This window comes from Corynebacterium sp. c25Ua_47, assembly GCF_039907205.1.
GTDB lineage: Bacteria > Actinomycetota > Actinomycetes > Mycobacteriales > Mycobacteriaceae > Corynebacterium > Corynebacterium hiratae.
On the sequence record NZ_JASBOH010000001.1, the window covers coordinates 278644 to 291317 of the forward strand.

The following is a 12674-nucleotide window of genomic DNA, read 5'->3' on the forward strand; positions in this document are numbered from 1 at the left end:
CCTTAGCAATAGCAGTGTTATACCTGATTGCTCTTTGGATTATTGAAAGTGTAGGTCAGCCTTTTTCAAAGAAGTTTCTTGTTCGCATAAATAAAGAAAAGGAGCAGAGAATGGGTCATAACAATCGCAGTCGCATTATCGCGTCAATTGAAAATATAGGTACTGGAGCAATCGGTAGCTCACTGCTCATGCTGAACTCGTGAAGCAAAGGTTAGAAGCCCTAGAACCGTTTATACGAATCTAGGGCTTCTTTGTCGTTTTAGAAATTTCGTGCGAGATCTTCCGGGTTATGATTGCGAAGCCTTCATGACCTGATGTCCAACGAGCCGTAGGCGAGGCGGGAGAAGGATACTCGTCATGCTCCTTCAAAGCGCGTGATAATCTGTCGTTTCGTTGGCGCATTAGGGTTTGCACACTCTAATGCGACCATTACTACATGGTGAAGATTATTCATGTTTCAGACCAGAGGTTACGAGGCTCTTCCGGTTTCGGGGTGCGTAGCGGGGTGAGGTAGAAAACGACGGGTTCAGCGGGTCACCACAACATGTAGGGGTCCCTGGTGTGAAGATGAAAGTTCCTACACAACCATCTAAACCCACCAGGGACCCGTACTGTGAAGCCTACTGGAAATCTCGTCGCCGACACTATCTGCCGTACCGCGGAAATCGGGCTTGCCATCACCGGTGCCGCTGATGCCGGACCGCTGACCATCATTGAGGCCACGCCAGTAGCTGTTATCGGCGTGTGCCCGGACTGCGGACAGCCAGGAAAGCTGCGCGACCACATCACCCGTCGACTCGTTGATCTTCCTGTTGTTGGATTCCCCACTAGGCTGCACGTAACAGTCCCTAGATTCCGGTGCACAGCCGCCTCATGTAAGAGAAAGATCTTCCAAGAATCCTTACCCTGCGCTGATGACGGTGCCAAACTCACTGACCGGGTCACCCGCTGGATCTTGCAACGCCTTGCTATTGACCGGATGAGTGTGTCAGCGACCGCCAAAGCACTCGGTGTGGGCTGGGACCTAGTCAATAAAGTCGCACTAGATGCCTGCCGCCAGCTTGTCTACGGCGACCCTCACCACCTCGACGGGGTTCGCGTCCTCGGAGTCGATGAACATGTATGGAAACACACCAGAAAACCAGGCCAGGCATCAAACCTGGTGACCATACTCGTTGACCTCACCCCGCTGGTGGACGGGCGTGGGCCTGCACGCTTGTTAGACATGCGACCGGGCAGGTCCGCAGATGTGCTCAGCGGGTGGCTTAAGGAACGCAACCCCAGCTTCCGGGAACAGATACAGGTGGTGACCATGGATGGGTTTACCGGATATGCCACCGCAGTCGAGGAGCAACTACCACAAGCTGACAAAGTCATGGACCCTTTCCATGTAGTGCATCTAGCAGCCGACAAACTCACCAGTTGCCGACAGCGACTCCAACGCGAGACCACCGGGCGCCGCGGACGCAAAGATGACCCACTGTACAAGCACCGGCGCACCCTGTTGACCAGGACGAATTATCTCACCGAGCGGCAAAAGCACCGCTTAGAAATGTTGTGGGCCACCGATGACGACTACGTGTGCCTAGAAGTAACGTGGTTGGTCTACCAAGACATGATCGCAGCGTACGCGCATCCGAAGAAATCGGAAGGCAAAAAGCTCATGGAACGCATCATCCACACCCTGCGTAAAGGATTACCAAAAGGCTTAGAAGAGCTCGCCCAACTGGGACGCACCCTGTGGCGAAGGCGCAAAGATGTGCTCGCCTACTTTGATATCGGTGCCTCCAACGGCCCCGTCGAGGCAATCAACGGCAGACTCGAACACCTACGCGGCATCGCCCTAGGATTTAAAAACCTCAACCACTACATCTTGCGGTGCCTGATCCACTCCGGACAACTACAGGACAAAATCAACGCACTCTAAAACCGGAAGGGCCGGTTACGACCGTTTCGTACGGCCAAGCAATTTGAGTTAACTGAGCGAGATCGGCTCCTCTTGACTGTTTGGTTGCGTTTGAAGCTATGGCGCGCGACCACGTTGCCAGGCTGTGGGGAATTTACGATTCGGGAGCTTGTAAGCGTCTTCGATTGCTCCGGGACAAAGGGTTCATTGACGATAAAAGCGTTTTCACGGGCTTCCCCAGCATTCTCACCATCACCAGCAAAGGCTGCAGGCACAGTAGATGGACGCACATTACTGATAAAGGAAATGTTGTCGGGGATTTCAAGCCTCCTCGCTTTAGCGCGGGTGGAACCCTGGCACACACGCTTTTGGTTATGGATTCAGCTCTATCCTGGTCAATTTATGCGCACACGGTCGTAAGCGAGCGAGTGATAAAGGCCCAGGACCGGTAAGCATCTCAGTAAAGGAAACCACCACCCGGTAGATGCTATCGATAGGTAAAAGGCGGATGCTAGGTGCTGTTAATATCCGGATTTTTTTATCCCTACCGGACTGAAGCGTCCTGATGCTAAAGAAGGCGTCCGGCAGGATGGTGGTGCTCATTGGCGTATCCCCCGAGAAAATAGTGTTAGAAGAAGTGTTCTACAACTAATCCTAGTGCCGGCACAAACCAAGGTCTATAGCCTGCGGGGATAAACTTCACAAACCAAGAAGCATGGGGGTGTTGAGTAATGCTTTAGGTTGTGTATTCGACTCTTGCCGAGCTGGGGGTATAGGTTTTACTCATACACAACAACGGGGGTAGGTGAATGGTGCAGGCGAGGGGAGTTAGCGCCGCGTGCCCCGTTCTGAGCCCTGGATGTCGACAGGGATAGACTGGTCGTGGCTAACAGAACGAACATAGATGAAGGGATTGTGAATGACTATCAAGGTGGGTGTCCTCGGCGCTAAGGGCCGCGTGGGACAAGCAATCGTGGAGGGCGTCAACGCTGCAGAGGATCTGGAGCTTGTTGCTGAAATCGATCGCGATACTCCGCTTGAGAAGCTAGTCGAAGCTGGCGCGCAGGTAGCCGTTGACTTCACCCAGCCTGCTTCCGTTATGGGCAACCTTGAATTCTGTACTCAGCATGGCATTCACGCCGTCGTGGGGACCACGGGCTTCGACGCCGAGCGTCTGGCGCAAGTGGAGGAATGGACAAAGGGAGACGGTGCGGGCCACGTGTTGATCGCTCCGAACTTTGCTATTTCGGCTGTGCTGACCATGGTCTTCGCGGCACAAGCTGCAAAATTCTTCGACAGCGCTGAGGTGGTTGAGTATCACCACCCGAACAAGCTCGATGCGCCGTCCGGCACCGCGGTTCATACCGCACAGGGCATTGCGAAGGCTCGCAAAGAGGCTGGATTGGATGCAATGCCGGACAAGACCGAGCAGTCCCTCGACGGAGCGCGCGGCGCGGATGTTGACAGCGTCCATGTTCACGCAGTCCGCATGCAAGGAATGGTGGCGCATGAAGAAGTTATCTTCGGTACCCAGGGCCAGTCGCTGACGATCCGTCAAGATTCTTATGACCGTTCCTCTTTCACTCCAGGCGTGCTCATGGGTGTGCGGGAAATTGAGTCTCATCCAGGGCTGACCGTGGGCCTGGAAAAGTACTTGGAGCTGTAATGGCTAAGGTCACTGAGCTTGATGTCCAGCTCATCGCGGCCACTTCTTTCCACGCGCCGCAGGGAGTGGACTGGGAGGTGGACGGGGAGGCGTCGGAAAGCGAGGCTCTTGTCGAGTTCGCTGGGCGAGCTTGTTACGAGTCCTTCGATAAGCCGAACCCACGAACTGCTTCGAACCAGGCTTATCTGCATCACATCCTCGAGGTTGGGCATGATGCGCTGCTCGAGCACGCAACCGCGACGCTGTATATCCGTGGCTTGTCGCGTTCGGCAACACACGAGCTAGTTCGGCACCGACATTTCTCTTTTTCGCAACTCTCGCAGCGCTTTGTTCATTCTGAAGAGGCTGAAGTGGTGCTGCCGAAACTCATTGCGGAGGATGAACAACTTACCCGATTGACTCTGCAGGCAGCCGATGATGCGCGTTTCGTCTACGAAGAGCTTCTCGATGCTCTTGAATCGAAGCTCGAGCAGGAACCGAATGCATTGCTGCGCAAGAAGCAGGCACGCCAGGCCGCCCGTGCAGTGCTACCCAACCTGACGGAGTCTCGCATCGTCGTGACCGGCAACTACCGGGCGTGGCGTCACTTTATCGGCGCGCGGGCGACGGAACAGGCGGATACGGAGATGCGGCAGCTAGCGGTGGCATGTCTGAAGCTGTTGAGGAAGCAATCGCCGGTGCTTTTCGACGATTTCAATATCACCACCCTGAGCGATGGCACCGAAATGGCGTCGAGTCCTTACGCCTAAGGAGAAATTTAAGACTCGCGCAACGCCCCGATTCAGCTAATAAGGTGCAAAGCGGGTAATCTTGACGCCTATGAGCACAGGTATGACAGCACAGACAGGCGTCGACACTTTCGGACGCGTGGGCGTAGCGATGGTCACCCCGTTTGACCAGGACGGTGCGCTGGACGTGTCTGCAGGGCGTCGCCTAGCAGCTCATCTTGTTGATAACGGCGTCGACTCGCTCATCCTCTCGGGTACTACGGGTGAGTCACCTACGACGTCGTTGGATGAAAAGCTGGAGCTGTTTGCGGCTGTGAAGGAAGAGGTAGGGGACCGAGCCACCCTCTGTGCTGGTGCGGGAACCAACAACACCGCTACCAGCATCGAGGCGGCACGCGCCTTTGCTGATGCAGGTGCGGATAGCCTTTTGGTTGTTACCCCGTACTACTCCAAGCCCTCCCAGGCTGGTGTGTACGCGCACTTCACTGCCGTGGCTAACGCCGTGGATCTTCCGATTTGTCTGTACGACATTCCTGGCCGCTCGGGCATCCCGATCGAAACGGAGACGATTCTCCGTCTCGCGGACGTGCCGAACATTCAGGCCGTCAAGGACGCTAAAAGCGACCTTGTTGCGGCCGCACCGCTTATCCAGGAGACCGGTTTGGCATGGTACTCCGGGGATGATGGCCTCAACCTGCCCTGGCTTGCCCTTGGCGCATCGGGTGTCATTTCCGTGATTGGCCACCTTGCACCGCGCGCCCTGGCTGATCTCTACGTGGCCTTCGAAGAAGGCGATATCGCACGTGCACGAGAGATTAACGCGAAAACTTTAACCCCGCTCATCCAGGCGCAAAGCCGTCTGGGCGGAGCAACTCTTGTTAAGGCTGCCCTGCGTCTGCAGGGTATTGAAGTAGGGGACCCTCGCCTTCCGGTATCCGCGGCTGACGCGGAGGAGGTTGAGGCTCTCCGCCACGATTTGGAGAAGGCTGGAGTCCTTTAAGAATGACTGAATCCCGTAACCGTTCCCGCAAGGTAACCCGCAAGGCGGGTCCGCCTGCGGAGACTGAGACCGCCTCGAATGAGGCGGCTTCGCCGGTTTTCCAAGCGCCGAATGAATCGGCTGCGACTGGCACTAATTCGAACGAGTCTGATAACTCGAATAACTCGAATTCTGAGGACGGCAACCGCCGCTCCCGCTCCCGTGGTTCCCGCGGCGGCCGTGGCCGTGGTCGCGGTGGCAATGGCGGCGCTAACAACAACGGTAACAACGGCAACAACAATGGTGGCCGCAACAACGGCCGCAACCGCAATAACAACCGTGGTCGCCGCAATGTGCCTAAATCCATGCAGGGTGCGGACCTGACTAAGCGTTTGCCGGAACCGCCGAAGCAGCAAAAGGATGCCCTGCGCATCTACGCTCTGGGTGGTATCTCTGAGATCGGTCGCAACATGACCGTCTTTGAGTACCAAGATGAACTGCTCATCATCGACTGTGGTGTGCTTTTCCCGTCCTCCGGTGAGCCGGGCGTGGATCTCATCCTGCCGGACTTTGGTCCGATTGAGAAGAAGATTCACAAGGTTAAGGCCCTCGTGGTGACCCACGCGCACGAGGATCACATTGGCGCTATCCCGTGGCTTTTGAAGCTGCGCCCGGATATCCCGATCGTGGCGTCGCGCTTCACCATCGCGCTCATTGCTGCAAAATGTAAGGAGCACCGCCAGAAGCCGAAGTTCGTTGAAGTCAACGAGAAGTCTGATGTGAACTACGGTCCGTTCCGCTGCCGCTTCTGGGCAGTGAACCACTCGGTCCCGGACGCGCTTGGTGTCATGCTTGGTACTCCGGCAGGCAATATCATTCACACCGGTGATATCAAGCTGGACCAGACCCCTCTCGATAACCGCCCGACTGACCTCCCGGCACTGTCGCGCTACGGTGATGAGGGCGTGGACCTCATGCTGTGTGACTCCACCAACGCCAACATCCCGGGTGTTTCTGCCTCTGAAGGTGACATTCCGGCGACCTTTAAGCGTTTGGTTTCTGGAGCCAAGCAGCGCGTGATCATCGCGTCCTTCGCGTCGAACGTGTACCGCGTGCAGGCGGCTATCGACGCTGCCGTGGCTGCCGGCCGAAAGGTCGCATTCAACGGCCGTTCCATGATGCGCAACATGGAGATCGCGGAAAAGATGGGCTTCCTCAAGGTTCCGCGCGGCACCATCATCCCGATCGATGAGGCAGCCAAGATGGCTCCGCACAAGGTTCTGCTCATCACCACGGGTACCCAGGGCGAGCCGATGGCTGCTTTGTCCCGCATGGCTCGTCGCGAGCATCGTCAGATCACGGTCCGTGATGGTGACCTCATCATCTTCTCCTCCTCCCTCATTCCGGGTAACGAGGAAGCGGTATTCGGTGTCATCAACATGCTGTCCCAGATTGGTGCTGAAGTTATCACCAATAAGGAGGCCAAGGTTCACGCCTCTGGCCACGGCTACGGTGGTGAGCTGCTGTTCCTGTACAACGCAGCACGCCCGAAGAACGCCATGCCCGTGCACGGCGAGTGGCGCCACCTGCGCGCGAACAAGGAATTGGCTATCTCCACTGGTGTGGCACGGGACCGCGTGGTCTTGGCCCAGAACGGCGTCGTCGTCGATCTGCGCAATGGTCGCGCCGAGGTTGTCGGCCAGATCCCGGTGGGCAACCTCTACGTCGATGGCGTGTCGATGGGTGATGTCGATGCCGATACTCTTGCAGATCGCACCAACTTGGGCGCGGGTGGTGTCGTTTCCATCACCTGTGTCATCGACAACCGCACCTCCCGTCTGCTCGAGCATCCGACGGTGTCCACGACGGGCTTCTCCGACGATGACCGCGGTATCGTGCCCGAGGTAGCTGAGATGGTGGAAAACACCATGAATGACCTCGCCGCCGAGGGGGAGAACGATACCTACCGCATGGTGCAGAAGCTGCGCCGCAAGGTCTCGAAGCTCATGGATTCCAAGTACAAGCGCGAGCCGGTCATTCTGCCGACCATCGTGCCGACGAACTCGGATGTCCTGATGCCTGACGACGACGAAGTCCACGCTTCCCGTGAATCACTCTAACGTCTAGGTAGACAGCGCCCCAGCGTTCCTACCGACCGTAGGTATGCTGGGGCGCATGTCGTTTTCTTCAGCAGAGCGCACCAAGATGGTGGCGTTATTCCATGAACTTGGCCCTGATGCCCCAACGTTGTGCGAAGGGTGGACGGCCCGCGACCTCGTGTCGCACCTCTGGATCCGCGAAAACCGGCCCGACGTCGTCATCAGTTCTTTTGTTCCAGCGCTGACTTCCCATGCGGACAGCATCATGGAGGAAGTCCGTGCGCGAGATTTTGAGGAACTGGTGGATGACTGGGGTAGGGGATTGGGAAAGCTCAACCCTATGCGCTACGTGGATTCAGTGCTCAACACCGCAGAGCATTTTGTGCACCACGAAGACCTACGCCGGGCCAATGGGCACAGCGAACCGCGTGATTTCTCGCTAGCGGTGCAGAAGGAGTTGCTCGCACCGCTAAAGTTTCTCGGGTTAAGGCTGTTGGCGCACTCTCGCCTTCCGGTAGTGCTGGAGCCGGCTGGGTTTGCGCCACTCGTCGCGGCGGATAAACATCGTGTGGCAGCGAAGGGGGACAACGTGGTGCGGGTCCGTGGGGCAGTTTCCGAGTTGCTCCTATGGGCGTTCGGTCGCGAGGCGGCTCGCGTTGAGATTGACGGGGATTCATCCGCCGTCGTTAGGTCAAGTCTGTAGGCTGAACTGGCTAAAATCTTCAGTGCACGCGTGTGGCGCATGTTGTTAATGGTGCATTTGCTACTAAAGTGGCAGGCATGTCTGTCAAGAACGCTCCGTCTCGCGCCTCCGGCCGAGGTCGCACCGCCAATCGGTCGCGGCCATCGGGCCGCACAAGCTATTCGCTGACCTCCGCAACCCGCGCTGCCGAGACCTCCGAAGAGAGGACCGGCAGCGCCTTTCGCGCCGTTGGCCGCGGACTGGGAACCGTTTTTGGCGCTACCGCCCGAGGCGTGGGAAGCATGGCGCGAGGGGTCGGGCACGGCCTTGCCGGTCTCAAGCCGGTAGATACGGGGAGTCGAGATGACGACCTCTATGACTCCGCCTACGATGCTGCTCATGACGAGGGTGCCTACGATGATTACGACGAGTTGAGGGAGCCAGGGGAAATTTCTGGACGCGCGAAGAACAAGAAAAAGAGCAACAAGGCCGATAGCGCTGTTCCGGCAAAGAGCAAGGTAACGCGAGCACGCGACGTCGACAGTGAGATGCCGACGACGGTCATGGAGCGTCCAGCTCACACTGAGAAGAGCATCCGCGTCTCCAATCCAGATGCGGTGGCTCTTGTGCTTATCGGCGTGGCCATCATCCTTGCTTGCGCGACGTGGTTCCAGGTGGCCGGCATTATCGGTGAGTACCTCACCAACGCTGTGCGCTATGTGATTGGCGCGGGCGCCTATGTTCTTCCCGTTGCGCTGATCGGCGTAGCCATCGCGCTCATGATGGACCTTTCCGGTCCAGCTGGCCATTTCAAGCCACGCGTGGTGGGCGGCACGGCCCTCATCGTGGTGTGCATGCTCAGCCTCATTCACATCTTTGCAGGTCTTCCGAAGCTGACCTGGAATAACAATGCCGCCGGGGAGGCTGGCGGTGCTATCGGCTATGCAATAGGTGAACTGTTGGTAGCGGCTTTCTCTAGCTACGTCGCGGTGCCTTTGCTTTTCTTGCTCATTGTGTATGGGGCACTCAATATCACGGGCATCACCCTGCGTGAAGCATATGATTTTGTGGCCGCGCAATGTGCGGCGCTCGTCGGCGGCCTGCGTGACAGGAAGAATCGTTCAGAGCAGGAGCTGCTTGACGACGCCCCCGCGGACGACTACGACTACGTCAGCGATGACATCGACGCCATCGCCGAAGGCCGCGAGCGTCCCGCGCGCCCGGCATATACTCCGCGCCCGCGCCCGAAGCAGACCCCGAAGCAGCCCCCAAGGCAGCTACCGGATGAGAACGCCACGGTGTCCTTTGACTCCGCGGCGCAGCCTGCAAACCAGGAGCCGGTGCAGCACGGCCGTCCGAGCTTTGATAGCCGCGCGGATGATACTGACGAGATTCCAGTGGTTCAGGATGCTGAGCCCACGGCCGTTCTGGAGCCTGAACCGGCGCCGAAACCGGCGCAGAAGAAGCGCCCGCGCGTGGACGTCGGCGGTGCTGCCGGTGCGGCACTGGGCGCGGCGGCTGCGGAGGCGTCGGCAAGCACAGCGTCGGCCGCATCAGTCGGAGATGACGTTGTCTCCGCCGCGCATTCCGAAGCAGTACGGATGTTCCAGGAACGCTCCGGACGCGACGCCCGTACGGGCGCCAAGGTTGAGAACGAGGCTCAGAGCGTAGCCGAAGAAGCACCCGCAACCCCGAGTGGTGCGGAAGACACTGCCCTGGGCGGAGGCTACGATGTGCCGACCACGGAATTGCTCACCGCAGGCAAGCCAGCGAAGGCGCGCACCGAGGCCAACGATCGCATCATCGAGGCCATCACCGAGGTCTTCGAGGAGTTCAAGGTTGATGCACAAGTCACCGGCTTTAGTCGCGGACCGACAGTGACCCGATACGAAATCGAGCTGGGCCCAGGCGTTAAGGTCTCAAAGATTACGAACCTGCAGTCCAACTTGGCCTATGCGGTGGCGACGGATAACCTGCGTCTGCTGACCCCGATCCCGGGCAAGTCCGCAGTCGGCATTGAGGTGCCTAATGCAGACCGCGAAATGGTGCGTCTGCGCGACGTCCTGGATTCCCCGGCACTGCGTGCCGACCATGACCCCATGCTTATCGGTTTGGGCAAGGACATCGAGGGGCAATACACCTCATTCTCCGTGAAGAAGATGCCACACCTGCTCGTAGCCGGCGCAACCGGTTCGGGTAAATCGGCGTTCGTGAACTCCATGCTGGTCTCGCTGTTGACCCGCGCGACGCCGGAAGATGTTCGCCTCATCCTCGTTGACCCGAAGATGGTGGAGCTCACCCCGTACGAAGGTATCCCGCACCTCATCACTCCCATCATCACGCAGCCGAAGAAGGCCGCGGCAGCCCTGCAATGGCTGGTAGAAGAGATGGAACAGCGCTACATGGATATGCAGGCTGCCCGAGTGCGCAAGATCGAGGACTTCAACCGGAAGGTCCGCAGTGGCGAATACCAGGCTCCTGCCGGCTCTCAGCGGGAGATGCGCCCGTACCCGTACATCGTGTGCGTTGTGGACGAGCTCGCGGACCTCATGATGACGGCGCCGAAGGAAATTGAGGATTCCATCGTTCGCATTACTCAAAAGGCACGTGCGGCCGGTATCCACTTGGTGCTGGCAACGCAGCGTCCGTCCGTGGATGTGGTGACCGGTCTTATTAAGACCAACGTTCCTTCCCGCTTGGCGTTTGCGACGTCCTCGTTGACGGACTCCCGAGTCATCCTGGACCAGGGCGGTGCAGAAAAGCTCATCGGTATGGGCGATGGCCTCTTCATCCCGCAGGGCGGACGCCCAGTGCGTATGCAGGGTGCGTTCGTCTCCGACGAGGAGGTGCAGGCGGTGGTCGACGCCGCGAAGGCACAGGGCTCGCCGAATTACACGGAAGGCGTGACCGACGATAAAGCCTCGGAGGCGAAGAAGGAGATCGACGAGGAGATCGGCAAGGATATGGACGACCTCTTGGAGGCCGTCGACCTCGTGGTCACCTCCCAACTGGGTTCCACCTCGATGCTCCAGCGCAAGTTGCGTATCGGTTTCGCCAAGGCTGGCCGTCTCATGGACCTCATGGAGTCTCGCGGTGTGGTCGGTCCTTCCGAAGGCTCCAAGGCACGTGAGGTTCTGGTCAAGCCGGAGGAGCTTGACACCATCATTTGGATGATTAAGGGCGCTGACCCAGCAGAGGCTCCGAAGGAAGTCCAAGACGCTGAAGGTGCTGGCGGGAGCGAGGATGGATCTGCCGATTCCCGTACGGTTGAAATTTCCGCTAACCCCTCCACTGGCGCGTTCTAAGTTCCGTGTAGGATAGGACGAGTCTTGGAGGGGAGTACCCCAATCCACGGCGTCGATCGTCAACACGGCAACTGCGGTACAGTTCCCGGTCGCGCCGGCTAGCGGGACTGTGCATAGAGTCCGCTGGCGGGGGAGACCTCCGGTCTTTATTGTCGTGTCGACCGGAGGGATATCTTATTATGCATGTGCCACTGTGGGTCTGGGCCATCACCATCGCGGTGATCCTAGGCTTCTTCATTTTCGATTTCTATAGCCACGTCCGCTCACCCCACGAGCCCAGCATCAAGGAATCCGGCGGCTGGACCCTGTTTTACATGGCGATGGCCGTCGTCTTTGGCGGTGTCGTGTGGGTGTTGTGGGATAGCGAGCACGCAGCGCAGTTCTACACCGGTTGGGTAACGGAACAGGCGCTGAGTGTGGACAACCTGTTTGTCTTCTCTCTCATCATGGGATCCTTCAAAATCCCGCGCAGTTATCAGCAGAAGGTGCTGCTCATTGGCATCGTGCTGGCGTTGATCTTCCGTCTGGCCTTCATTCTGATGGGCGCAGCTATCATCGCTGCATGGTCTGATGTCTTCTACATCTTCGCAATCTTCCTCATCTACACCGCAGTGAAGCTGCTCATTGATGAGATCAACGGGACGCCTGAGACCGATCCCAATGACATGCTGGTGGTCAAGTGGCTGCGCAAGGTGGTCCACGTAACCCCGCGCTACCACGGCGACAAGCTCACTCACCGTGAAGAGTCAGGTGAAAAGAAGGGCAAGTTTGCCCTGACCCCGCTTTTTATTGCGTTGGCGGCCATCGGGCTGATCGACGTCATGTTTGCCTTCGACTCCATCCCAGCTATCTACGGCATTACCTCGGAGCCTTTCCTGGTCTTTACCACCAACGCCTTCGCTCTCATGGGGCTGCGCCAGATGTTCTTCCTCATCGATGGTCTGTTGGATCGCTTGGTTTACCTGCCTTATGGCCTGGGTATCATCTTGCTGTTCATCGGTGTCAAGCTGCTCTTCCACGCTTTGCATGAGAACAACGTGCCCTTCATCAACGGCGGCGAGAATGTCAGTGCGGTACCGGAAATTACGACCATGGTGTCGCTGCTGGTCATCGTTGGCGTCCTCCTCGTGACGGTGTTGTTGTCGGTGTGGAAGGACAAACGCGACCAAGCCCAGGGTGGTGTGGTGATTTCCCACAACCACTACGACTGGGACGATTATGGCAACAAGATCGTTCGCAACAAGGAGGGTGAGCTCGTCGGCAAGGCGGACGAGCTTCCCAAGTCCGAGCTGCCCTAAACTCGGGCAGC

General features: G+C 58.0%; 8 protein-coding genes. All 8 read left to right on the forward strand.

The window, feature by feature from the left end; translation table 11 throughout:
• Positions 1–613 precede the first annotated feature (613 nt).
• The 8 genes from QKE52_RS01285 to QKE52_RS01320 all read left to right on the forward strand — a co-directional run bounded on the left by QKE52_RS01285 (position 614) and on the right by QKE52_RS01320 (position 12663).
• The gene (locus QKE52_RS01285; RefSeq protein ID WP_347947902.1) at positions 614–1927 is read left to right on the forward strand and encodes an ISL3 family transposase; all 1314 of its coding nucleotides are present in this window, start codon (positions 614–616) and stop codon (positions 1925–1927) included.
• 898 nt (positions 1928–2825) lie between these two features.
• Positions 2826–3572, forward strand: coding sequence for a 4-hydroxy-tetrahydrodipicolinate reductase (dapB, locus tag QKE52_RS01290; protein ID WP_049157587.1), 747 nt, complete (start codon positions 2826–2828; stop codon positions 3570–3572).
• The gene (gene thyX / locus QKE52_RS01295; RefSeq protein WP_070754114.1) at positions 3572–4321 is read left to right on the forward strand and encodes an FAD-dependent thymidylate synthase; all 750 of its coding nucleotides are present in this window, start codon (positions 3572–3574) and stop codon (positions 4319–4321) included. The genes dapB and thyX overlap by 1 nt, the downstream gene beginning before the upstream one ends.
• 70 nt (positions 4322–4391) lie before the next feature.
• On the forward strand, positions 4392–5300 hold the full coding sequence (dapA, locus tag QKE52_RS01300; protein ID WP_070754115.1) for a 4-hydroxy-tetrahydrodipicolinate synthase: 909 nt from the start codon (positions 4392–4394) through the stop codon (positions 5298–5300).
• Between the two features lie 2 nt (positions 5301–5302).
• Positions 5303–7399 (forward strand): ribonuclease J, encoded by a 2097-nt coding sequence (locus tag QKE52_RS01305; protein ID WP_180963891.1) that lies wholly within the window; start codon positions 5303–5305, stop codon positions 7397–7399.
• 43 nt (positions 7400–7442) lie between these two features.
• Complete coding sequence (locus QKE52_RS01310; RefSeq protein ID WP_175973127.1) at positions 7443–8081, forward strand: TIGR03085 family metal-binding protein; 639 nt, start codon at positions 7443–7445, stop codon at positions 8079–8081.
• A gap of 77 nt (positions 8082–8158) precedes the next feature.
• Complete coding sequence (locus tag QKE52_RS01315) at positions 8159–11365, forward strand: DNA translocase FtsK (protein ID WP_347947906.1); 3207 nt, start codon at positions 8159–8161, stop codon at positions 11363–11365.
• 179 nt (positions 11366–11544) lie between these two features.
• Positions 11545–12663 carry a TerC family protein gene (locus QKE52_RS01320; RefSeq protein WP_293777981.1) on the forward strand — a complete coding sequence of 373 codons (1119 nt, stop codon included), beginning with the start codon at positions 11545–11547 and terminating at the stop codon, positions 12661–12663.
• The last annotated feature ends 11 nt before the right edge of the window (positions 12664–12674 follow it).

Bases quoted from the DNA above. Each gene is read 5' to 3' on its own strand.
- dapB (WP_049157587.1), top strand. From the start codon at position 2,826: ATGACTATCAAGGTGGGTGTCCTCGGCGCTAAGGGCCGCGTGGGACAA.
- thyX (WP_070754114.1), top strand. From the start codon at position 3,572: ATGGCTAAGGTCACTGAGCTTGATGTCCAGCTCATCGCGGCCACTTCT.
- dapA (WP_070754115.1), top strand. From the start codon at position 4,392: ATGAGCACAGGTATGACAGCACAGACAGGCGTCGACACTTTCGGACGC.
- QKE52_RS01305 (WP_180963891.1), top strand. From the start codon at position 5,303: ATGACTGAATCCCGTAACCGTTCCCGCAAGGTAACCCGCAAGGCGGGT.
- QKE52_RS01310 (WP_175973127.1), top strand. From the start codon at position 7,443: ATGCTGGGGCGCATGTCGTTTTCTTCAGCAGAGCGCACCAAGATGGTG.
- QKE52_RS01315 (WP_347947906.1), top strand. From the start codon at position 8,159: ATGTCTGTCAAGAACGCTCCGTCTCGCGCCTCCGGCCGAGGTCGCACC.
- QKE52_RS01320 (WP_293777981.1), top strand. From the start codon at position 11,545: ATGCATGTGCCACTGTGGGTCTGGGCCATCACCATCGCGGTGATCCTA.